Source organism: Pseudoxanthomonas broegbernensis, assembly GCF_014202435.1.
In the GTDB taxonomy this organism is placed as follows: domain Bacteria; phylum Pseudomonadota; class Gammaproteobacteria; order Xanthomonadales; family Xanthomonadaceae; genus Pseudoxanthomonas; species Pseudoxanthomonas broegbernensis.
In genome coordinates, this window is the sequence record NZ_JACHGU010000002.1 from 417,197 (window position 1) to 438,315 (window position 21,119).

The window sequence follows — 21,119 nt, forward strand, 5'->3', positions numbered from 1 at the left end:
GGGCGTGTCGGCTCCGCAGTCTGGCACGTGGCCGGGGCTTCCACCAACCGCTGTCCTGTCCGCCGCGGATTTCTCGATTGGCTTGCGTTGCCGTCCTCCGGATCCGTAGAGCAGCCCGCATGAAGCCGCCGTTCCCGTCGTCGCGATCGTACCCATCCGCCAGGCCATGGGCGGCCATCCTTGCCGCGGCCGTCCTGTCCATCGGTTGCGGGGCCGGGCCGGATGCTTCCGGCGACGGGCCGCAAGCGGCCACGCCCCGCACCGGTATGGCCGTGTCCGGCGTGGCGCAACCGCATGCGGGCGATCCGCGGGCGCTGGCCGCTGGCGCCGGGAGGACGATGGCGCAGGCGAGCGGTCACGGGCATCTCGACTACCGGATCGATCACATCGACCCGGAGACGGGCATCCGCCTGCGCGGGCTCAAGTGCGGAGGCTTGGCGGGGAACTGGACGCTCACTTTCAAGGGCGACCTGGGCGGGGCGATGCAGGTGGAGGGCCAGAGCCTGGTCGATCTCGACGACGCCGGCACGGGAACGTTCGTCACCCATACCCGCACCGCCGTGGCCGAGGAAGCGGAGGAGTTTCTGGAGGTGTCGCCGGCCCGCACCCACGGGCGCGCGCGGATGGCGCCGGAACGGACCCACCTGCGCCTGGAGCCGATCGATGCCGATGCGGCGGTGCGATGGGACGGGTACTGGGGCGACGCCAAGCCGACCCGGGTCGAGATCGTCCCGGTGCAGGCCGGCAACCACTGCGGCGGGCCGCCCGGTTCCCGCTGAGCCGGCGCCGGCCCGCACGGCCGTCCTCCGGCGCCATCCACGCGCCGCCGTGCGCACGCGCCCATCGGCCTTCCGGCGGCGTGTCCTGTCCGGCGCAGGTTTCTCGATTGGCTTCCATCGACCTTCCATCGACCTTCCATCGATCCGGGGAACCTCCATGAAACTGCATCGTGCAACGCTGTCCCAATTCCGCCTGTCCGGCGGCCTGCTGGCCGTGATGGCCCTGGCGGTCTCGCCGCCCACCTGGGCCTCCGGCGACTGCAAGCCGCATACGCTGTTCACGCCGATGCAGGGCTACCGCGTCTACGAGTGCGAATACTCGGATTTCGACGCCAAGGAGATCCCGGTAAAGGCGGCCGCGAGCCATAACCAAGCGGAAACGAAGCCCATCGAGGGCATCTACGAATACGTGGTGTACGCGGCTGATGCGGGCACCGCACCCAGCTCGCCGCTGAAGATCCTGCGCAACCACCTCGATGCCGCCAGGGCCAAGGGCGCGACCGTGGTGTGGGAACCAGGCACCCGGTCTTTCCACGCCAGCGAGTGGACCGACATCCAGCAGCAGATCGCCACCCTGCGCATGACCCAGGGCGGGCGCGAGTATTGGGTGCACCTGGGCTCGGTGAACGATGGCGACTACTACGCCATCGCCAGCATCGCCAGCGAGGCCATGGCCCAGGAAGTCTCGGCCAACGAACTGCTGCAGCAGTTCGCCCAGCAAGGCTTCCTGGCCTTGGACGTCCACTTCGACACCGGCAAGGCGACCATCCGCGCCGAGTCCGCAGCGGTCCTGGACCAAGCGGCGGCGATGCTGCGGCAGGCCTCGTCGGTGCAGGCCGAGGTTGGTGGGCATACCGACAACGTCGGCAGCCCGGCGTCCAACCTGACTCTGTCGCAGCAGCGCGCCGACAGCGTGCGCGCGGCGCTGGTGCAGCGCGGGATCGACCCCGCGCGGCTCACCGCCAAAGGCTACGGCGACACCGTGCCGGTGGCCGACAACCGCAGCGAGGAAGGCCGGGCGGCGAACCGCCGGGTGGAAATCAAGAAGACCGGCGGCAGCATCGGCGCTGTACCGACGCCTTCCGCGGACGTGGCCACGCCGCGGACGCAGGCGAAGGCGTCCACGCAGGAAAAAACGCAGCGGGAAGGCCGCGCCGGGCGCTTCGCGCGTGAGCGCGCGCAACACGCCGGGCATGCCGCCGAGGCCGAGGCCGGCGACAAGGTCGACGGCAAGATCCGGGAAAAGGCCCGCGGCCTGCTCGACCGGATCCTCTGACTCCCCTCCAACAACGACAAAGGAAACCGACATGTGCGCATCCCGTCTTCTCATGGTGTCCGCCGCGTTCGCGCTGGCGCTGGCCGCCTGCGGCAAGGAAAAGTCCCCCGAACAGCAGCGCCAGGAAGCCGTGGCCCAGATGCAGGACACCGCCGGCCGGCTGAAGAATCTCTCGTCCGACCCGGACAAGGCCGCGGCCGAACTGCAGGCGCTGGGCAAGGATATGGAGGAAAGGCTGGCGCGGGCCAAGGCCGGCGAGGGCGGGGCGGTCGTCGATGCCTGCGCATTCCTGGACGAGGCCGACGTGCTGGCGCTGATCGGCGCCGCGGCGACGCGGGAGCCGATGCCACGCATGGGCTCGTCGTGGGGCGGGTGCAACTACGGCCCCGCGGAAATGACCCTGGAGAACATGGGCGCATCCCGGTACCTGATGGTCAACATCCGCCCCGCCAACGAGTTCGACGGCACCGTGGACTACCACCGCCAAGGCGGCGCGGTGGCCGAGGTGCCCGGCCTGGACGGCAAGGCCTACGTCGACGGCAAGTCGCTGCTGTGGCAGCCGCCGGGCAAGCCGTGGTTCGTGTTCGTCAGCGGCGGCCCGATGGGCAAGCAGGACCCGCGCTTCGCGGTGGATGCGGCCAGGCGGATGAAGCTCTGAGCGCCGGCCCGCCGGCCGCCGCTTCCCCATCGTCGACGAGGATCGCCATGTCCCGCTCCCGTGCCGTGCCGGCGGCATTCGCCGCCGCCCTCCTGTTCGCCCTCCATGCCGACGCGATTGCGCAGGATGCCCGTGCCCGGGAGATCCTGGAGGAGCACCGCGAAGGGCTGGAGACAGGCGCCGCCAAGATCGAGCAAGGAGCACGCAGGGCGGAGCGGGCCGCGCAGCATGCGGACGTGGAGGGGATGCTGCTGGGTACCGGCGAGGTCGCCGAGGGCTTCTGCACGATGGTCGCGACCAATGCCGACGCCTTCGCCGAACTGGGATTGGATTTCTCCGGCCTGGTCGGGCGCGCCGGCGGCGAGGAGAACGCCGACCGCTATTCCCGGGCCGAGGACGCCTGCGGCCAGGCACGGGCGCCGGTCGAGGACTTCGCCCTGAGCGGCTGCACCGACATCGTGGTGGGCCATCGCACCACCCTCACCGCCACCGCCGGCGGCACCTACCGCTTCACCGCCAGCAGGCCGGGCGTGCTGGACGTCGCCACGCGCGGCAACAGCGCCACCCTGACCGCCATCGCGCCGGGCATCGCCACGGTGAAGGCCGAACGTACCGACAAGGGACGCGCGACCTCCTCGGAAGTGGTGTACAGCCTGCAGGTGAAGTCGATCAACGATGGCCAGCCCGTGCAGGTCGGCCTGTACGACGCCCGGGGCAGGCGCATCGTGCGCGCGGAAGTGCCGGTGGACGTGCGACCCGGCGGGGCCGCGCGCCGGGTCGTCTACCGGAGCGACGCCGGCGTGCTTACCGCCGTCGGCGATGCCGGCGGTGCGCTCACCCTGCGCCCGCATGCGCCGGGCGCCACCCAGGTGCAGGCCATGAGCGCCTGCGGCGCGCCCACCGGCGCGCCGCTGCAGGTGGAGGTCGTGCCCTGCACCGCAGGGGTCCTCGCAGACCTGCGTACCGAAGAACGCCGGTTGCTCCAGCGCCGGGACAACGTCCTCGCCGCGATCGCCGAGGTGCTCAACGATCCCGAGTTCGAGCGCGCCCTGCGCGATTTCGAGGGCAACGCCACCGAGCTGGCGTTCAAGCTCGCCGAACTGGCCATCGCGCTCGCCGCCCCAGGCGAGCGATTCAAGGAGGCGCACACGTTGCTCGAGTACACGGCTGACGTCCGCAACCTGCGCGCATATGTGTCCGCCGTGCTGGGCGCCGGTGGCGATGCGGCCGGCCAGCAGAAGGTGGCCGAGGTGGCGGTGGGCGCCTCGATGGACGCGGCCGCGAAGGTCGCCGGCGCCCGCGCGAAGGCGCGCGGGAAGTCCTCCTGGGCGGGGCCTCTCAACACCCTGCTGCAGTTGGCCTACGCCACCATGAAATCCGCGCGGGACGTCGGTACCTCCGTGGGCGCGGCCGAGCGGCTGAAGGAACTCGGCATCCAGCTCGACGGCGTGGTCCGCGAACTGGAGGGCGTCTGGCGGCGGATGGAACTGTGCAAGGACCGGCGCGATCCGCAGGATCGCCGTCCCGGGCCGGAGCACCCGCCGGCCGCCCCGCCGTCATCGTGGTCGTCGCAGCCCGGCCCCCGGCCCGTGCCGCCGCCGGGAGCGCCGCCGAAGCAGGCGAAGGTCGTCGAGGTCGCGGACAACGATGCGCCGGCCGGTGCGGATACCGATGCGGGGCCGGAGTCGCCGGTCGGGCCGCCGGGATCGCCGGCCAGCGCGGCGGCCATGGCGAGCCTGATGTTCGAGAAGCAGTGTCCCGGCTGGGTGCCGGTGGCGCAGAAGCAGGCCGGCGTCTTCGCCACGCTGGCCGGCAACATGGTCGCGCTGGGCGGGGCCTACGGCGAACCGCAGGCCCAGGCGTTGGCGCCGGTGATCGAGCGCATGGAGGGTGTGGTGCAGGCGCTGGCGCTGTTCGCCGAGGCGAACGCGCAGACCGGGGACGCGCGCGAAGCCGGGCTCAGGCAGGCCGGCGAACTGCTGGCCAGGCACGATCCGGACCAACTCGCCGCGCATGCCCCGGCGCTGTACGCCCGGTCGGTCCAGACGCAGGCCTGCGCCGGCCTGCTGCGCGATTCCTTCGAGGTGAAGATCGAAGAACTGCGCACGCGCTACTGATCGCGTGCGCGGTCGCACGGCGCGAACGCGGCGGCACTCGGTGACCAAGCCCGGCACGAGGGGAACCGGGCGATCCGATGCCCACAGCCGGTCGCGCACGATGTGCCGCGAGGAGCATCGCCGAAACGGCCCGCGCGCCGCTTCGGCCTAGGCGCTGCCCAGGCGGACCACCTCGACCAGGCGATCGAGCCACAGGTAGCGGGAGGGATGGTCCCCGGCCAGCGGCTCCAGCCGCAGCAGCGCATTGAAGCCCTCCTGCCCGTCGCCGTCGCGGAATACCTGGACCGTCGGCCGCGCCGCGACCACGCCATCCAGCACGAGGCCGTCGTCGAAGCGCAGGCGCACCTGCTCCTCGTCGTCCAGGGCCGTGCACAGCGCGGTGAGCCGGTCGATCCCGGCGCGGGTAGTGAGCAGGCGTTCGGGGGATGCGTTCATGGCCGGTCCCGGTCCCGATGGCGGGCCAGTATCGGCGACGGCCCGCGAGCGCGGCGTGCAGGCGGATGGCGGTATTCGCGGTAGTTAAGAGCCGGATTCATCCGGCGACATCATCGGATGCCATGTGAGGAACGTGCCGCCGATATAAAGAGGCGTCGCGATCACACCCACAATTAGTCCGTCGCCGGATTGCTTATGGCAGTAGCTACGTGTAAGAAAAGTCTGATAGACACCTTGGAGATAGCCACACTAGGATCGGGCTGCCTGGTTAGCGGGCTATTACAAGGAGAACAACATGAGGCAGGCCGTCAAAAGGCTGATTGTCGGTGGTTTCTTGTCCTTGGCAGTATTTGGTGGAACTGCATCCGCATCATGGTGTGGTCAGCCTTGTCTGGTGATTTACAACCATTGCCTCGCGCAAGGGCAGTCCGATGAAATCTGCATGATCAAGTACGAAACGTGCATTTCCGGTTTATGTCCTGGAGGCTGAGCCCTCACCAAGCCCCGCTCATGCGGGGCTTGGTGTTTCCAGTCTCCGGCATGGGATTGCGTCTCCTCCGTTGAGTCTTGCTCCAATCCTCCACAGCATGCCGAAACGACGGTGGCGACCGAGGCAGCTCGCGACGCATAGCCTGCATCCCCGCCATGGCCGTGAGCCCGCAGGGCGCTAGGATTACGCCAAACAGGCCGGGAAGCCTGCGCCACAGTGGGCATTGGTGCCGAAGGAGAGACTCGAACTCTCACGATGTTGCCACCGGCGGATTTTGAGCCGCGAAAATTCTACTAGGATGAATTTCGCTGGAGCCCGCTAAGCATTGATTTGCTTGGTGTTTTCGCGGATTCGTCCTGTGTAGCCTTACGCCATGAATGGACGAAATGCGGCGATGTTGTCGTTGCCGTGGCTCCTATGTGGTCCCTAATTTTTCCGGGGAAACAGGAGGTGCCATGGCCTCGATCAAGCTTACCAAATCCGTTGTCGAGAAGGCACCGGTGACGGGCAAGGACTACGAACTGCGCGACACCGTGGTGTCCGGATTCCTGTGTAAGGTGACGGCAAAGGGCCGCAAGGTGTTCATGCTGCACTATCGGACGAATGCGGGTCAGCGGCGCAAGCCGGTGATTGGCCGCTACGGCGGGCTGGGCGTGGATCAGGCGCGCTCGATCGCGCAGGAATGGCTAGGCGACATCCGCAGGGGGCACGACCCCAGCACGGCGAGGCAGGCGGCGCGCAAGGCGCTGACGGTCAAGGAACTATGCACCACGTTCATCGAGGAATACTCCAAGCCCCGCAACAAGCCGCGCACCGTCACCACGAACAAGGAGAACATGAAGCGCTACATCCTGCCGCGCCTCGGCCGGATGAAGGTGCCCGACGTGACGCGCGCCGACATAGTTGGCCTGATGACATGGATGGTCAACTCGCCGACCACCGCCAACCGGGTGGTGGCGTGCCTGAGGAAGATGTTCAACATGGCGGAAGTGTGGGGCTATCGCCCCGACGGGTCGAACCCCTGCCGCCATGTCCCGATGTATCCGGAGCGGGGCAGGACGCGCTACATCAACGACGACGAATTGCGCCGCATCTATGCGTATCTGGATCGGGCCGACACCGAGGAGCTGGAGCATCCGCTGCTGACCCTCGCGATCCGGTTGCAGTTCGAGTTCGCCGCGCGGATGTGCGAGATCCGCATGCTCGAATGGGCATGGGTCGATTTCGAGCAGCGGCGGGTGACATGGCCGGACAGCAAGACCGGCGGCATGTCCAAGCCGATGAGCCAGGAAGCCTACCGTTTGCTGTCGGCCGCGCCGCGCATCGAGGGATCGCCCTACGTGTGCCCGAGCCTCTACGACGGCGCGCAGCCGATGCCCGAGGGCACCTACAACAACGGCTGGACGCGCATCCAGCAACGGGCGAACGTGCCGCACGTCGGCACGCACGGCATCCGCCACCGCGCCGCCACCGACATCGCCAACTCGGGTGTCCCGGTCAAGGTCGGGATGGCGCTCACCGGGCACAAGACGGTGGCGATGTTCATGCGCTACGTCCACACCGAGAGCGAGCCGGTGCGCGAGGCCGCCGACAAGGTCGCCTCCCTCCGCAAAGCCGTGATCGAGCGCAAACCTGCGGATGCCGACTCCGGAGAGGCCGAAGCCGGCCCAACCCATCGCCATCGCCGCGTCCGTACGCGCTCGGTACCGCCCGTCGCGGAGCCGGCAGCGGCGGACCGGAAGCGGGGTAAGCCCAAAAAGCGGGTCACCAGGGCGGGGGCTCGGCGTGGCCGGAAACCCGGCCGGCGGCCTGCCGCGCCGCTGCTTCGGCCGTCCGATCGCTTGCCATCTATATCCGAACAGGTATAGTCTATGGCCGAGAAACGCAAGCTGCTGTACTGGGAAGGCTCCTCGAAGAAAGATTTCAAGGCGTTCCCGGTTCCCGTCCAGAAGGACATGGGCGTGGCGCTGTTCATCGTGCAACTGGGCGGGACACCGGATTCGGCCAAGTCCTGGAAGGGGCTTGGTTCCAGAGTGTACGAATTGGTGGAAGATCATCGCGGAGACGCCTTTCGCGCGGTCTACACCGTGCAGATCGGCGATGCGGTGCACGTGCTGCATGCGTTCCAGAAGAAGTCCAAGTCCGGCATCGCCACGCCGCAGCCGGACGTGGAATTGATCGAGAAGCGGCTGAAGGCCGTGCTTGCCCGCTACGGGAGATCGTGATGACCCGCAAAGACAACCCCCAAGGCACCGACAACGTCCTCTTCGACCTAGGCTTCGAAGATGCCGAAGATCTGTCGGCTAAGGCCGCGCTCGCGGTCAAGCTCAACGAATTGATCGACGCGCGGGGGCTCAGCCAGGTGGAAGCGGCGCGCATCACCGGCATGACCCAGCCCAAGGTGTCCCAGGTGCGTCGCTACAAGTTGCAGAACATTTCTCTGGAACGACTGATGCAGGCGTTGGCGTCGCTCGACCAGCGTATCGAAATTGTCGTGCAACCCGCTCGCCGCAAGCACGCGGCTGGTATCGCGGTCGTAGCATAAAAGACTGACTGTGTAGTCGGGCGATTGGAGGTGCGATCGTGGCGAGCAAAATCATAGAATCCCTGTGTAACGACCTAGCCACGCTGCACGCGGCGGGCGTGATCGGCAAGGTGACGATGCGCGAGTTCGACGTGATCTATCCGCCGCCGGTGCGGGAGTTCAGCGCCAACGACATCAAGCGTCTGCGCCGGTCGCTGAAGCTCAGCCAGCCGGTGTTCGCCCAACACCTACACACTACCGCTTCGACCCTGCGCAAATGGGAGCAAGGCGACACAAAGCCGACTGGGCCGGCGCTTAAGCTGTTGAACGTGATCGCGGACAAGGGATTGCAGATCATTCTCTGAAATCTGCGGCAAGTCTAGCTGGCAAGCACCTTAGCTCGCAGATGCAGGAGCGGGCCCAAGGCGATGTTGAACTTGCGGCTCCGTTCTTTACCGGCGTAGTGTCGATGGAGGGCCACCCAAGCTCCGCGGGTCGATGTATCTACGTGCAGCTCTGGCTTGAGCAGTTACTACCGGACGCGGATTCTTGTAGCGAGCATCGACAAGCTCAACACCGTCAGCAGCGGCGCACAATCTGACGTAGCCGCGGGTGATGTTCTCGGTGAACTCGTAAAGACCTCTCCTCATGCCTCCTTTCAATATGGCTCCGTAGCTTGGCCCTTTGAGGCGCCCAAGCAATGCTGAGAACTTTTTTGATTCTAGGGAAGGATGTCCGACTCGTTCGCAGATTCCCACGTAAGAAGCGTAAATCTGGCTTGCTCCGCGTTCAAGATCCCACGAATCAGCCGCCGCCCATACCGCCAACTTTATGTCTCGCGACCTTCCCGAAACTGCTGCCTCATAAGGCGCTCGTATAACCTCCTCAACATCTAGTACTGCATTCTCAATAGCCGTGGAGAGATGCTTGGCTGTAATGTCCTCGGCTTCCTTATCTGCGTACAAAGCATGCATCAGCTTTTCAACTACGAGGTGCACGTAGTAGGGGAATCCGTTGGCGATATCAGCCACGCGAAAGCGTGCGGTGCGCGTAGGTTCTTCTTCCCACCCAAGTTCAAACCGTTGAAGAACATCATCGATGATGTCAAGAGCAGGGTTGTAATCGAGCCGTTCCAGCGGGATCTGCAGCAGATGACGGTAGCTAGACGGATGATGTCCAAGGATTTCTCGAAAATCTCTGCCTACTCCTGTAAAGATGATTGTTGTTCGACACGCGCGATCACCGATCAATTTGATTAGGTCCGCGAAGGCTTCTTTAACTGATTTGTCTTCGAGCTTGTCCATTTCATCTATTACGAAGATACGACCGTCTGCAAAGGGATCGTCTTCATCGAGACTTGCCAGAATGTCAGCCGCTGTCGAGGCGGAAAGCTTTGGTGCATCTTGGCGAACAAGTTGCTGATTCTTGAACCCAAAGTCCTTGAGCGAGAAGGACCATCCTTTTGTCCTTTCGACTTGTGTCAATTTATCGGAGCCATATGCCTCGATGATCTGACGGAGAATTTCCTCAAATGACGTGCCGGCGGCACACCCAATTTGTCGAAATTCTCGGGGCGAGTGAGCGCCCGTCTTGCCCGCTGTCTTTGCCAACGATGTCTTCCCAACTCCTCGCTCACCGAAAACAAAGACGTGCCGGCCCTTTGTCAGCACGGCCTGTTCGATCTTCTGCAATTGGACTTCACGACCTTTGAGGTGCTTCAAATCCTCGATCGGATAGGAATGTCGACTGACTCCATTGAGTGCGAGAATGAACTCTCGGCGCGTGAGTGAGTGAATAGCTTTGATCATTGCAGTACCTCAGGGCTTTCAGTCCCTATTTGGGCGGAGTAGCGCACAGCTCCGGATAGTTTGGCGGGTACCATCAGGCTCGTTCTTTCGGTCCACAGGATGCACGAAGCGCGTCCAACTCATCGCGGTTCTGCAAGATGATTTGCCGTCGGGACGCTGGAAGAAATTTGGTGGGAATGTCGAGTCCGTAATGACGTTCAAAGTACCAAGTCATGCACAATCGCATTTGGATTCCGACGGATCCATCTGTCATTCCATAGTCCATTTCAATGGCTTGGCGCTGGGAGTCCGACAGGTCTGGATGCGGGGCCAGTCGCATCGTGAACATCTCCTGCCATTCGCGATCGATCGCGGGATCGGTGTTAGATGGGCGACTGTCACCGATCGACAAGATTCTCGCTAGGACGAAATCGGTAAACGTCGACCGATTGAAACACCAGCTTCGCGCATGCCAGCGGGCACCGTCATAGACGAGGGCGTGTGGAGCAATCCATCGCAGGATAGGTTCTGGCGTGGACATGGACTGGTAGTGGATTTCAATTGCTCGGCGTTGCCGGATTGCCGAGACGACCGGTCGCAGAGTCTGGTTGTCTAGTCGGCGTCGCACGCGCGGCATCACCGCATGCATAGGCGTGTGACCCAACCAGGACTCGCTCGAGTCGATCGCATCGTCGGCGAGCAGCAACAGCTGGGTTAGGTATTGGCGTGCGTCAGGCACCGTGACATGAGGCCTAAATCGTGGCGTGGCAACGAATGCCTTCTTGACCCGGTCGTACTCCAAATTCCCCGGTGCCAAATCGAGATATTTCGCGATGTCGTCTGAGGCTTGCGGGGCGGAGATGCCGAAGCGCGACATTAGATCGGTGCGGGTCACCTCTCCTTCCCAATACAGCCGGTTCTCGATGAAGGCGTAGCGCTGGCGCTGGCTCCAAGTACGTGTAGCAAGAAGAGCGGCGAGGGGAGGGGCGTCAGTCATGTCAGAGGGGGCGGTGGAAAGAAAGTAGTATGAATGAACTCTAAAATTAAAGTTTCTTGACTCCGGTTCAGACTAGTGTTAAATTGGCAGTCGATAGGTGAGAGTGCCAGCATACTTCCTTACCGCTAAATCTTGTGGTCGTGTGTGTATGTGGCCCCATATGCTGGGTCAGGTTTCTCATCCGCAGCTTTTAACAAATTGGAGAAGGACGTGGGTAAGAACGTTCATGTTGTGCCGCACGACAGTGGCTGGGCCGTGCGCATCGAGGGCAACGACCGGGCGTCCTCGGTTCACCCGACACAGCGCGATGCGACTCAGGCAGGACGCGCCCGCGCCCGCCGCGATGGGGTCGAGATCCTTATCCACGGGGAGAACGGTCGCATTCGGGCCCGTGACAGTTACGGCAACGACCCCTTCCCGCCGAAGGGCTGACCCACCGAGACCGGAGACAATGAAAAATCCTGCCTTGCACCTTGTAACGCCTGTCGATCTCCCGCGCGGCATCCATGCTGTCCATGCGCTGCCCGATGCCGAGCTCTCCGCGCTGTGGGACAGCATCATTGTCGAGCCCCAGCTCAAGGATCGCCTGCTCTCGCAGGCCATCTTGAACTACACCCTGCGTCCGAACATCTCGCGAAACGACGTGCCGCTGCACGGCGTCATCCTGCTGGTTGGCCTGCCGGGCACGGGAAAGACGTCGTTGGCACGAGGCCTTGCGAGCAAGCTCGCTGCCGTACTCAAGTCGCCCGGCCAAGGGTTTCGTCTCGTCGAAGTGGATCCGCACGCACTGACCAGTTCCGCGATGGGCAAAACCCAACGCGCGGTTTCCGAATTGTTCTCGCAGACCATCGCCGAACATGCCGCCAATGGCCCGACCGTGGTGTTGTTGGACGAGGTGGAGACGTTGGCGGCTGATCGCGCGAAGCTCAGCCTGGAGGCCAACCCGGTGGACATCCACCGCGCCACCGATGCGGTGCTCGTGCAACTAGATGCTCTTGCCGCCTCGCATCCCAACCTGCTCTTCATCGCCACCAGCAATTTCCCGCAGGCGATCGATGACGCGTTCACCTCCCGCTGCGACCTAGTGGTCGACGTCCCGCTGCCGGGTCCCGACGCGGTCGCGAAAATCCTGGGCAGTTGCCTCGACGCGATCGCGCAGAAGTTCCCTATGGTGAGCAAGCTCACCCGGGCGGACGGGCTCGCCAAGGTGGCGCGCGCGGCGGTGGGCTTGGACGGCCGCGCCATCCGCAAACTCGTCGTCAGCGCGATGGCGATGCGCAAGGAGACCGCGCTCGATCCCAACCAACTCTCGCTCCCGGACCTGCAGGCCGCAGTCGCCCAAGCGCAGGCCTCGCGTCGTCCCGACAAGGAGCGCCCGTGAGCACCGTAGCCCGGCGTGACTTTCGCAGCACGCCTCATCGCGATGCCCGCCAAACCTGGGCCGACATCGTCGCTCTGCTCACCGCGAGCGCGAGTGGCGGGGCGGCTCGGCCGGACTTGGTGGCTGTCGCCGGCGTGGCCAGCAGCGTGATTGCCGACCAGGGACCACGGGACGTGCCCATCATCGTGACATGCGATGGTCCGCGCACGCGCATCTACTGCCATTACGACGACGATGCGCTGGATGAATCGAATGGCAACGAGGCCGCGCTCGGTTTCGACCCGCTGAAGGGCGAGTGGCAGGTGTCCCTGCCGGTTGATGCCGAGGATTTGGCGTGGGTGACGGCGGCTTTGCGAGCCAAGTCCGCGCGAGTCGTGGCCCGCGATAGAAACGAAACGATCGAAACGTCGACCGCCAGCAACGCCACCGCACGGTTTGTCGTGGATGTAGAAGGATTCATGAAGACATGACGACCGTAGCCGCCTATACCCGTACGCACTCGGTCACTTACGTCGCCGACAACGTGCTCAAGAGCCTCAAGGACATCATCCGCTTGAGCGGCATGGATCCGTCCAAGCTGGTCGACGAGTGGGAGAGCATCCACCGCGCCATGCGTACGTGGTTGGACAGTGAACACCTCGAACGCGTGGTCCTGGAGGTGTTCAACCCCTACACCAATGCCCTCGTGCTGCGCTGGGACGTCGACATCGTTTATCAGTGGGCGGCGGGCGGCGAAGGCAATTTTTATACCGATACCGAGCAGTTGCGCTACCACATCCGCAAGGCCGGTATCGCACCGGCGGATGCCGAGTACAGCGTCCTGCTGCACAACAAGCCCGGGCGGCCGGATGTCCCGGGCTGGGGTCCGGGGAGCTACCGGTCAACCAGTGGGCTGGTTCGGCAGAGCCTGGGCTCGACAATTGAGCACAGCGGCCTCGGAGCGAATGCCGCCTACTGGAGGACAGCCTGATGCTGACCATCGAGGAAGCTTTCCGCAAGTTCAAGAGCCGGCTCGAACTCAATGAGCGCGAGCAGAAGAACGCCAGCAAGCGGCACACCGAAGTGCGCGAACACATCCGGTCGCGATTCACGATTGCCGATGATTTTCTCACCGGCTCCTATCGTCGCCATACCAAGACCAAGCCCCTCAAGGACATCGACATCTTCTTCGTCCTGGCAGACTCGCAGCGGGCGAAGTATCGTGACAAGACGCCCAGCGTCGTCCTCCAGGACTTCTATGACGCGCTGGTCGACAAGTACGGCGAAAACGCAGTCAGCAAGCAGGGGCGTTCGGTGTGCGTGGATTTTGGCGTGGTCGTCGATGCCGACGACAATACCGACCACCGAGTGGTAAGCGTGGACGTCGTACCGGCCTTCACGGCAGGGAGTGACTACGAGATCCCCAACGCCGACACCGGGAAATGGATGAAGACCAATCCGAAGATCCACGCCGAGAAGGCCACCGAGGCGAACGGCAACTACGACGGCGAATGGAAAGGCCTCGTGCGGATGGTCAAGTACTGGAACAACAACCCCAATCACGGCACGGACAAGCCGGTCAAGCCGTCGTTCCTGATCGAGGTCATGGCCCTGCAGGTTCTCCACGGCGGTTGGGGTGGGCGTTTCGATTACGAGATGCAGGCCTTGTTTGCCACGCTCGCCGACCGGATAACAGACGAATGGCCAGACCCCGCGGGGCTCGGGTCGCCGATCAGCGATGGCATGGACGCTGCCCGGAAGCAGCGGGCGCGTGACCTGCTCCGTACTGCCAGCCGCCAAGCCTCCGATGCAATTGACCTTGTTCGCAAGGGGCGAAACGGCGATGCCTTGAAAGCATGGCGGAGCCTGTTTGGACCGAAGTTTCCCTTGACCTGAAGTCCACCGATGACGACAGACACCGATACGTCGAAGACTGCCTTGAACGCTCCGCAGGGAGACGTTTCCTGGATGAGGCAGGCATTCGAGCAGGTGCAATCGAACCTGGCTGCGACCATGAAGCTGGCCTCCCAGTCCATCAGTCATGGCGGCGTGATGGGCTCGGTGAACGAGGAGCATTGGGCAGATCTGTTCCGGAAGTATCTGCCGAACCGTTACGACGTTGCCACCGGGATCGTGATCGACAGTCGGGGGAATCGTAGCGAGCAGATCGACCTGGTGATCTTCGACCGTCATTTCACGCCCACCTTGCTCGATCAGAAGAGCCATCGGTATATCCCTGCCGAAGCGGTGTATGCCGTCTTCGAATGTAAGCCGACCATCAACAAGGACTACCTCGACTACGCGGAGAAAAAGGCCGCTTCCGTCCGCGCAATGCATCGGACGTCGGTGACGATTGCCCACGCGGGCGGCACCTACGAACCCAAACCGCATTTCCGCATCCTCGCCGGGATCCTAGCCCCCGATGTCAGTTGGGCTGACGGGCTCGGTGAGGCGTTCGAGCGCAATCTCTCGGCCGATCCCGACGCCATGCTCGATTGCGGCGTGGCACTCGATCGCGGCTGCTTTGATCGCTACGAAGGGGTTCTTTCGATTGCCAACGAACAAGGCGCGCTGATGTATTTTCTGTTCCGGCTGCTGGCGCGCCTGCAGTCTCTTGGCACGGTTCCCGCAATTGACTGGGCGGCATACAGCCGCATCATCCGTCCCTGAAGATTTTCCGTCCGTCGCATACCGAGCGTGAAGCGCGAGGCCGGTTGAAGGAGCGCCGGCGTTCACCGCTCCAACAAAACGCTGATGCCACATGACGAACAAGCAGCGAGCGCCGAATCTGGAATCACTGATGCGCAGGCGGATCGGTGATCTGCCCGATGGCAAGGCCATGCAGTTGATTGGCACGATCATCGACATGGGTGGCGATGAGCGATCGTCCGCGGCACTGGATCATGCCGACGGTCTCCTGGCCCAACTCGCGGAGAGGGGCCTGCCGGATCGGGATGTCAGCCGGGCTCACTACTTTCGCGCCAACATCTGGAGTGCAAAGCGCCGGGCTTCGCCGGACTGTAGCGCGTGGCTGTGGAAGAGTGAGCACATCGATGGGGAGATACTGGAGCTGCGTAAGGCATTGGGACATCCAGGTTTCGCGAAGTTCGACCCGGTCGAACGCGCGCAAATCCACACCAACCTGGGCAATGTCCTGAATCACACCGGGCGATTCATAGAGGCCATCGAGTACTGGGACCGAGCGCTGGCGTCCGTGCCGCGATTCGCGATGGCATGGGGAAATCGCGGAATTGGCTTGGGGTACTACGCCGGTTCGCTCTACGATCCGGGACATCATGCCGTGATGATGATTGCGGCTTTTGAGTCGATGCTGCCTTCAATCTCCGCGGGCATGGACGAAGGGCCGGGACCGCCTGCGGTCATTCGCCACTTCAACCTTATCAAGCAGGAGTTCTGTGCTGCCCGCTACGCGCTGTACGAAGGCATGAACTCCGCCGGCGTGCACTTTTCGGATCGAGGCGTGCTGCTCTACAACACGTTGGACTACCCGACGCTCGGATTCGCGGTGGAACGGATGAAGATGGCGTTTCGCGGCGCATATGCGGTGTTCGACAAGGTGGCCTTCCTGTTGAACGACTACCTGAACCTCGGGATCCCGGATCGACAGGTGAACTTCCGGAACCTCTGGTTCGTCAAAGGCAAAGGGAAGACGTTGCACCCGTCTCTGGACGGATTGGCGAACTGGCCGCTGCGCGGCCTGTTCTGGCTTTCGAAAGACATCCATGAAGAAGGCGTTCGGGAGGTGACCGAGCCTGATGCGCGAGAGCTGTATGAGCTACGGAATCACATGGAACACAAATTCGTTTCCGTGCACGATGGTTTCCTGCGATCCATGTCTCCGAATTCGGTCGAGGCATCAGAGTCCGGAATCTTCGACATCTCCATCACCGACCTGATCACCAAGACGCTGCGCCAGCTGAAACTGTCGCGGGCCGCAATCATCTATCTGTCTCTCGGTATACACGTCGAGGAAAAGCGGCGGTTCGAGACACGAGGGAGCAAAATGATCAGCGTGCCCATGATCCTTCCTGTCTGGGAGGACAAGTGGAAGCGGCTGGACTAATGTGGGTTCTGCTTGCTCAGCCGCGATCGAGTTTCTCTGCAAACGCCGCTAACCACGTTTCCGCTATGGCGGAGTAGGGCTGCGTGGGTGACGCCATGGCTTTCATCTCAGTGACCGTACGATCGAGTAGCAGTTGCAGGCGCTGCGCCACGGTGCCAGCCTGCGTTCCAGCCAGAGCGGACACTACCACCGGCTGCGCGAGCTGATCGATGAGTTCGCCGAGTTCGAGCACAAGGTCACCGAGGAATTCCAGATGGCGAAGGACCCGCGTGCGTTCCTGGACCAAGCCAAGGCGATTCAAGCCATAGACCTGTATCGACACGGCGCCACGCTCACTCGGATCGGGATCGGCTCGCGGCACGACGAGGCTGACGGGCGGAGTCCCGTCGAACACGAACTCCAGGTGATCCCTCGGTACGTCCACGCACGGATTGAGCAGGAGCGCCTGCTCTGCCGTGTAGACAACGTCTTCCGGTTGAAGTCTCGGCGAGCCATCCTTGATCGGGAAGCTGTCCTGCTTCCCTGATTGGGTGGACGGCTGCCGTTTCATGTTTTCGCGCAGCTCCGTCAGGCTGGCCGAGCTCGCCACCATATGCTGCTTCCGTTTGCGGTTGCAGTCGATGCAGCTTGGCAACAGGTTGTCCCATGCCATGGCGATCCACCAGTAGCCGGGATGCGCGGGATCCTCGCTTACCGAGCCCTTGGGGCGGAAATGCTCGACGTCGACCGGTGCAGATGCCGAGTAAAACGTTTCGCAATAAGCGCACTTCCCGTGAAAAATGGCGTCGAGCCGACGCTTGACCTCGTCGTGCTTGTACGCCTTGAACGGAAACGCCACCCCCGACGCGGGACTTTGCAGGTGCGCGCGAACGCGATCGAGCTCGGTTAGTCCATTTCTGTTCTTTACGCCGAGTGATGCCGGAGCTGGATCGTCGCCCCTTGAGACATTCCGCATGTCAGACCTCTCGCAGTATCTGAAGAATACGGTTCCTGGTGTCTGTGCGCAGCTCATGCATCCTCGCCTCGGACGCCGTGCGGCGCTCCTTGAGGAACAGTGCGACAGCCTCCTGGACGAGCCGATGTGCTTCGGAGGTTCCGATAGGTAGCGCGTCGGCGATGTCGCGCTGGAACTCAGTGACGATCCTCTCATCAGTGACCGACAACGGCTCTTTGCGACGTCTCACCAGGAGATCGGCGATCATGGCTAGGCGATCTTCGAACTTGGGCTCATCAGTAGAAAAGAGCTGAAAGAAATCTGAGGTCAGCAACTGTTCGACTCCCAACTGCTCGACGTTGGGGAGGTCGACGAGTTGCTCCACAAACACCGGGAGTTGGGTCGGATCCTGGTAGTCGACGCTGGCGATACGCTGAAGGACGGAAACTTCGCCGGTTCCCATGCCCCGCAGGCAAAGCGGATCGTGGGTCGTGGCAACGAAGGTCATACCGGGCAAGGCATGACGCAGGCTGGACATGATCTGCATCTTCCAGCGTGGATGGAGGTGGGCTTCCACTTCGTCGATCAGGATAACGCCGCGTGCAGAAACAAAGGTTTCGAACCCGGGATACACGCGAGGATCCATCAGGCATTGCATGACATCGCAAGCCATTGCCAGTACCGACCGGAAACCTGAGGACACGGCGCTTAGCGGCGTTCGGTTCAGAACAGTGTTGCCGTTCCGATCCTGAGTCGCCGTCACCACCGAGCATTGTCTGGCCTGAAGATCCCGTACGATGACCTCGAATTCCCCGTCGATCGACAGGATCCCTCGTAATGTCCGTACTACCATCGCGAAGCGGGCATCGTTCAAGGTCAGCAACCAGGCTTGCGGGTTGCCGAGCAGACCGCCATCGAACAAGTTGCGGATTGTCCGATCCGCCGCGTGCTGTCGCTGCTTATGCTGATAGTGCCGGAATGCGCCGTAGGCGAACACGGGCAACGTCTCAAAACTCGGGCCATCTCTGGTGGTCATCCGACCTTCATTGATCGTCAGAGTGCGTGTAGCGCCATCGCTGAGTGTCACGATGACTTCGGCTGAAGTCGGAGAAACGACGTTCTCGGCGCCCATGTAAGAAGGATTGAGCACATAGTCTCGTGCAGCCAGTCCTAGCCCCTTCCGTGCCGGATCGTCCACCAAGGTCAGGGCAATTGCTTCGAGAATCGAGCTCTTGCCTGTCGCATTCTCTCCAAGGACCAATAGCGACGGCACGGGCTTGATCGATTCTGAGTTTGACGATCCGTCGACGGCTTCCGGCATGCTCAGCAGGAGGCGTTCGATGGCCTTGAAATTGGTCAGCCGGACTTCCTTGAGACGGGCGACACCTGGGCGTGGAATTGTGCGTATCGGCTCGATATCGGGGCCGCGTTCATCCTCCTGTTGCAGGAGCGCCAACGCCCGCTGCAAATGCTCCTCGGTTCTTTTCCCACCGTACAGGGGCGAATAGAGCCGGACGATCCGAGCCGGGGAAAGGATCGGCTTCGGCCCCTTGTCGCTGCCGATGAAGGCGGCCAGCCTTCGCAGCAGAATGTACCAAGTTCCGCCGAACTCCAGGCTGGGAAAGTCGAACAGCTCGGCGATGCCGCCGCGCGAACGACTTGCGGTCAGGGCTTCGACGAGTCTGGAATAGTATTCCGCATAGCGAGCCTGACGTTGGCGCACCCGATACGGATGATTTAGGTTGAATGTATTGATGGTCTCGTGGCCGCGGTGGGAGAGCGCGGTCAGCTCCCCGTTCCACTGGGCTCTCATGCTGCGATAGAAGTCCTTAGATTCGCAGGGATCGAGCAGCTGGTAATTCTCTCGGATGGGGTAGTTGCGCCAAACTCCCAGTCCCTCGTTGACATAACGGTCGATGTCTTCATGAGTTGGAAGCGGGGCGCGGGAACCGCGCACAGGAAAATAGTTGGATTCCTTCGGGCTGCAGTACTCGCAGATCGGATAGAGATTTTCCCATGCGTCCGAAAGCCAGACATAGTAGAGATGCCCTTGGTCGGTTTGCTGAAAAGGAAGCGCTTCGGCGGCGGGCCTGAATCGATACGGGCGGGTGGAATCTGCGGCCTCGCAGAAGGCGCAGCGCCCACGGAACAGCCGGTGCAGCGCCTCCATGATGCTGGAATCGTGCAGGGCGTCATCCAGCAGAGGTGCGCTCGTTTGTCCGCGCTTGTCGGCACCGAAATGCATGAACTCGCGCATCATTTCACGTGATCGCTGTACCTTCGGTCGCTGCAGCCCGGGAGGTGGCGGCTCGCTTCCCCTTTCATACTTCTGCATCGTCTTCTCCTTGCTCCCCCAGCGCATCGCTACCCGCCGATGGCTCCAAATTCCCACCGTCCGTGACCGGTGACCCGCTATCGATGAATCGGTAGTTCCCGCGCAGATTGATCGGACGGTAGCCAATGCCCGCATCGATTCGCTTCTCCACCGAACGGTGGACGAGCGCGTCGTCGGGCATCGCCCTAGGCTCCGACCTAGGAAGATACCAGCCGAGAATGCTGTGCCGTTCGTCCCATTCCGGCCATCTGTCGCGCTTCGGCAGCCATTCGAGGATCCGCCAGGCCATGTTCATCGATTGATGCAGAGGGGCCGTTTCGCTTGGAGGCACATAGCTGTGGAGGCTTCCCTTTCGTGGTGCGCCATGGACCAGGTGATTGACCATGGCCCGATTGACGTGGAGCCCGTGCGCATGGGCCTCTTCGATCATCCATGCAAGTGGAAACTTGGACAGGCCACTCTCTTCCTCGGGATAGCCGCCCCCTATGTCGGCATGGACTCCGGCGAACCACACCTGCCGGATGTCCTGGGCAACCTCGGTATCGGGGTCGAACGGGTTGGATCGATAAACTTGCGGTTCGATCCAGCGATTCAGTCGGAACATCCTGCGTCGCTCGTCGATCGCGATCGCTTGGCGGAAACGTTTCACGCTGGAGTTGGTGCGCGTGAACCTCAGCGTCTGCAAGTCCGGAAGCAGCCGATCCGCGCGCGGCACGATGACGGAGGCCACGGTATCCCAGACGCCGACGAATTCGATTCTGACGGTGCGTGCGCCGCTCACGCGGCCTAAGTGCCAGGCTTCGGCCAGCGCCATACTGTTTGCACTGACCGGAGCCGTCGATTCCATGTTGTTCTCGGGGCTTCGGGGACCTGCATCTGCCTCACTCTTGCCACTCGATCTCTTGTAGGCGGCAAACGCATAGCCGGCAAGGTTGGACTGATCCGGTCGCAGCAGACCGATCACATGCAGGAAGGCCGCCAGGACACGGACGGTATAGGCGCCACGGCTGAATCCAAACAGCCAGATCCGGTCACCTTTCTCATAGGTTTGGCACAGAAAGCGGTAAGCACCCAACACGTCGTCGTCGAGGCCATACCCGGTTGCGAGCCCGAATACCGCCCTTGCCTTCTGGCGAAAGCGCTGCCAGGCATTCTGATGCCCGATCGTGCCTACTCCGGGGTTGTAGTAGGCACGCTGACGATTACTTTTCTCAAGAACTCGATAGAGCTTGAGCACGTTCGAGATCGTGGTGCCGATCTCGTTGCCGGTCCCGTCGCAACAGATGACGATATTCTTTGCCACCTCTCACCCCCTCTATTCGTACCTTTTGCCTGATCTCGCC

21 protein-coding genes are annotated in these 21,119 nt (G+C 62.8%); 15 read left to right on the forward strand and 6 right to left on the reverse strand.

What is annotated here, in order from left to right; all coding sequences use genetic code 11:
- Positions 1 to 338: 338 nt before the first annotated feature.
- The 4 genes from HNR76_RS05480 (at position 339) to HNR76_RS05495 (ending at position 4,830) form a co-directional block, all read left to right on the forward strand.
- Positions 339 to 779, forward strand: a complete 441-nt coding sequence (locus tag HNR76_RS05480) for a hypothetical protein (protein ID WP_162309872.1) — start codon at positions 339 to 341, stop codon at positions 777 to 779.
- 157 nt (positions 780 to 936) lie between these two features.
- Positions 937 to 2,055, forward strand: coding sequence for an OmpA family protein (locus HNR76_RS05485; protein WP_162309873.1), 1,119 nt, complete (start codon positions 937 to 939; stop codon positions 2,053 to 2,055).
- A gap of 31 nt (positions 2,056 to 2,086) precedes the next feature.
- Entirely contained in the window at positions 2,087 to 2,713 is a 627-nt protein-coding gene (locus tag HNR76_RS05490; RefSeq protein ID WP_162309874.1) for a hypothetical protein, read from the forward strand.
- Between the two features lie 47 nt (positions 2,714 to 2,760).
- Complete coding sequence (locus HNR76_RS05495) at positions 2,761 to 4,830, forward strand: hypothetical protein (RefSeq protein ID WP_162309875.1); 2,070 nt, start codon at positions 2,761 to 2,763, stop codon at positions 4,828 to 4,830.
- Between the two features lie 147 nt (positions 4,831 to 4,977).
- On the opposite strand, the gene HNR76_RS05500 is transcribed toward HNR76_RS05495, so the two are convergent.
- Complete coding sequence (locus HNR76_RS05500; RefSeq protein WP_162309876.1) at positions 4,978 to 5,265, reverse strand: DUF3247 family protein; 288 nt, start codon at positions 5,263 to 5,265, stop codon at positions 4,978 to 4,980.
- Between the two features lie 945 nt (positions 5,266 to 6,210).
- Between HNR76_RS05500 and HNR76_RS05505 the strand changes: the two genes are divergently transcribed.
- Genes HNR76_RS05505 through HNR76_RS05520 form a run of 4 tightly spaced genes read left to right on the forward strand, consistent with a single transcriptional unit; the run spans position 6,211 to position 8,644 of the window.
- Positions 6,211 to 7,623, forward strand: coding sequence for a tyrosine-type recombinase/integrase (locus tag HNR76_RS05505; RefSeq protein WP_162309877.1), 1,413 nt, complete (start codon positions 6,211 to 6,213; stop codon positions 7,621 to 7,623).
- A gap of 3 nt (positions 7,624 to 7,626) precedes the next feature.
- Positions 7,627 to 7,980, forward strand: coding sequence for a type II toxin-antitoxin system RelE/ParE family toxin (locus HNR76_RS05510; protein WP_162309878.1), 354 nt, complete (start codon positions 7,627 to 7,629; stop codon positions 7,978 to 7,980).
- Positions 7,980 to 8,300: a helix-turn-helix domain-containing protein gene (locus HNR76_RS05515; RefSeq protein ID WP_162309879.1), complete on the forward strand. Its 321-nt coding sequence runs from the start codon at positions 7,980 to 7,982 to the stop codon at positions 8,298 to 8,300. The genes HNR76_RS05510 and HNR76_RS05515 overlap by 1 nt, the downstream gene beginning before the upstream one ends.
- Positions 8,301 to 8,338: 38 nt before the next feature.
- Positions 8,339 to 8,644 carry a helix-turn-helix domain-containing protein gene (locus tag HNR76_RS05520; RefSeq protein WP_162309880.1) on the forward strand — a complete coding sequence of 102 codons (306 nt, stop codon included), beginning with the start codon at positions 8,339 to 8,341 and terminating at the stop codon, positions 8,642 to 8,644.
- An 87-nt stretch (positions 8,645 to 8,731) separates the two neighbouring features.
- Here the strand turns inward: HNR76_RS05520 and HNR76_RS05525 are convergent, their stop codons facing one another.
- Together HNR76_RS05525 and HNR76_RS05530 are read right to left on the reverse strand one after the other, a co-directional pair.
- Positions 8,732 to 10,087, reverse strand: coding sequence for an AAA family ATPase (locus tag HNR76_RS05525; protein ID WP_162309881.1), 1,356 nt, complete (start codon positions 10,085 to 10,087; stop codon positions 8,732 to 8,734).
- Positions 10,088 to 10,160: 73 nt separating this feature from the next.
- Positions 10,161 to 11,063, reverse strand: a complete 903-nt coding sequence (locus HNR76_RS05530; RefSeq protein WP_162309882.1) for a BrxR family helix-turn-helix transcriptional regulator — start codon at positions 11,061 to 11,063, stop codon at positions 10,161 to 10,163.
- Positions 11,064 to 11,273: 210 nt separating this feature from the next.
- Here HNR76_RS05530 and HNR76_RS05535 point away from each other — a divergent pair, with 210 nt between their 5' ends.
- The 7 genes from HNR76_RS05535 (at position 11,274) to HNR76_RS05565 (ending at position 16,507) form a co-directional block, all read left to right on the forward strand.
- A complete protein-coding gene (locus tag HNR76_RS05535; RefSeq protein ID WP_162309883.1) occupies positions 11,274 to 11,495 on the forward strand; it encodes a DUF2188 domain-containing protein in 222 nt (73 codons plus the stop codon).
- A gap of 19 nt (positions 11,496 to 11,514) precedes the next feature.
- Entirely contained in the window at positions 11,515 to 12,444 is a 930-nt protein-coding gene (locus HNR76_RS05540) for an AAA family ATPase (protein ID WP_162309884.1), read from the forward strand.
- Positions 12,441 to 12,914, forward strand: coding sequence for a hypothetical protein (locus HNR76_RS05545; protein ID WP_162309885.1), 474 nt, complete (start codon positions 12,441 to 12,443; stop codon positions 12,912 to 12,914). The genes HNR76_RS05540 and HNR76_RS05545 overlap by 4 nt, the downstream gene beginning before the upstream one ends.
- Complete coding sequence (locus HNR76_RS05550; RefSeq protein ID WP_162309886.1) at positions 12,911 to 13,414, forward strand: HORMA domain containing protein; 504 nt, start codon at positions 12,911 to 12,913, stop codon at positions 13,412 to 13,414. The genes HNR76_RS05545 and HNR76_RS05550 overlap by 4 nt, the downstream gene beginning before the upstream one ends.
- On the forward strand, positions 13,414 to 14,319 hold the full coding sequence (locus HNR76_RS05555; protein ID WP_162309887.1) for a CBASS oligonucleotide cyclase: 906 nt from the start codon (positions 13,414 to 13,416) through the stop codon (positions 14,317 to 14,319). Before HNR76_RS05550 ends, HNR76_RS05555 begins: the two co-directional genes overlap by 1 nt.
- Positions 14,320 to 14,328: 9 nt before the next feature.
- Complete coding sequence (locus HNR76_RS05560) at positions 14,329 to 15,093, forward strand: DUF6602 domain-containing protein (protein WP_162309888.1); 765 nt, start codon at positions 14,329 to 14,331, stop codon at positions 15,091 to 15,093.
- Between the two features lie 91 nt (positions 15,094 to 15,184).
- The gene (locus HNR76_RS05565; RefSeq protein WP_162309889.1) at positions 15,185 to 16,507 is read left to right on the forward strand and encodes an LA2681 family HEPN domain-containing protein; all 1,323 of its coding nucleotides are present in this window, start codon (positions 15,185 to 15,187) and stop codon (positions 16,505 to 16,507) included.
- Positions 16,508 to 16,523: 16 nt separating this feature from the next.
- Here HNR76_RS05565 and HNR76_RS05570 read toward each other — a convergent pair whose 3' ends face one another.
- The 3 genes from HNR76_RS05570 to HNR76_RS05580 all read right to left on the reverse strand — a co-directional run bounded on the left by HNR76_RS05570 (position 16,524) and on the right by HNR76_RS05580 (position 21,079).
- Entirely contained in the window at positions 16,524 to 17,345 is an 822-nt protein-coding gene (locus tag HNR76_RS05570; protein ID WP_211373157.1) for an HNH endonuclease family protein, read from the reverse strand.
- A gap of 118 nt (positions 17,346 to 17,463) precedes the next feature.
- Positions 17,464 to 19,776 carry an AAA family ATPase gene (locus HNR76_RS15285; RefSeq protein WP_211373158.1) on the reverse strand — a complete coding sequence of 771 codons (2,313 nt, stop codon included), beginning with the start codon at positions 19,774 to 19,776 and terminating at the stop codon, positions 17,464 to 17,466.
- Positions 19,763 to 21,079: a T6SS phospholipase effector Tle1-like catalytic domain-containing protein gene (locus tag HNR76_RS05580; protein WP_162309891.1), complete on the reverse strand. Its 1,317-nt coding sequence runs from the start codon at positions 21,077 to 21,079 to the stop codon at positions 19,763 to 19,765. Before HNR76_RS05580 ends, HNR76_RS15285 begins: the two co-directional genes overlap by 14 nt.
- Positions 21,080 to 21,119 lie beyond the last annotated feature (40 nt).

Bases quoted from the DNA above. Each gene is read 5' to 3' on its own strand.
- HNR76_RS05555 (WP_162309887.1), top strand. From the start codon at position 13,414: ATGCTGACCATCGAGGAAGCTTTCCGCAAGTTCAAGAGCCGGCTCGAA.
- HNR76_RS05485 (WP_162309873.1), top strand. From the start codon at position 937: ATGAAACTGCATCGTGCAACGCTGTCCCAATTCCGCCTGTCCGGCGGC.
- HNR76_RS05550 (WP_162309886.1), top strand. From the start codon at position 12,911: ATGACGACCGTAGCCGCCTATACCCGTACGCACTCGGTCACTTACGTC.
- HNR76_RS05525 (WP_162309881.1), bottom strand. From the start codon at position 10,087: ATGATCAAAGCTATTCACTCACTCACGCGCCGAGAGTTCATTCTCGCA.
- HNR76_RS05495 (WP_162309875.1), top strand. From the start codon at position 2,761: ATGTCCCGCTCCCGTGCCGTGCCGGCGGCATTCGCCGCCGCCCTCCTG.
- HNR76_RS05505 (WP_162309877.1), top strand. From the start codon at position 6,211: ATGGCCTCGATCAAGCTTACCAAATCCGTTGTCGAGAAGGCACCGGTG.
- HNR76_RS05515 (WP_162309879.1), top strand. From the start codon at position 7,980: ATGACCCGCAAAGACAACCCCCAAGGCACCGACAACGTCCTCTTCGAC.
- HNR76_RS05510 (WP_162309878.1), top strand. From the start codon at position 7,627: ATGGCCGAGAAACGCAAGCTGCTGTACTGGGAAGGCTCCTCGAAGAAA.
- HNR76_RS05530 (WP_162309882.1), bottom strand. From the start codon at position 11,063: ATGACTGACGCCCCTCCCCTCGCCGCTCTTCTTGCTACACGTACTTGG.
- HNR76_RS05480 (WP_162309872.1), top strand. From the start codon at position 339: ATGGCGCAGGCGAGCGGTCACGGGCATCTCGACTACCGGATCGATCAC.
- HNR76_RS05565 (WP_162309889.1), top strand. From the start codon at position 15,185: ATGACGAACAAGCAGCGAGCGCCGAATCTGGAATCACTGATGCGCAGG.
- HNR76_RS05490 (WP_162309874.1), top strand. From the start codon at position 2,087: ATGTGCGCATCCCGTCTTCTCATGGTGTCCGCCGCGTTCGCGCTGGCG.
- HNR76_RS05560 (WP_162309888.1), top strand. From the start codon at position 14,329: ATGACGACAGACACCGATACGTCGAAGACTGCCTTGAACGCTCCGCAG.
- HNR76_RS05540 (WP_162309884.1), top strand. From the start codon at position 11,515: ATGAAAAATCCTGCCTTGCACCTTGTAACGCCTGTCGATCTCCCGCGC.
- HNR76_RS15285 (WP_211373158.1), bottom strand. From the start codon at position 19,776: ATGCAGAAGTATGAAAGGGGAAGCGAGCCGCCACCTCCCGGGCTGCAG.
- HNR76_RS05500 (WP_162309876.1), bottom strand. From the start codon at position 5,265: ATGAACGCATCCCCCGAACGCCTGCTCACTACCCGCGCCGGGATCGAC.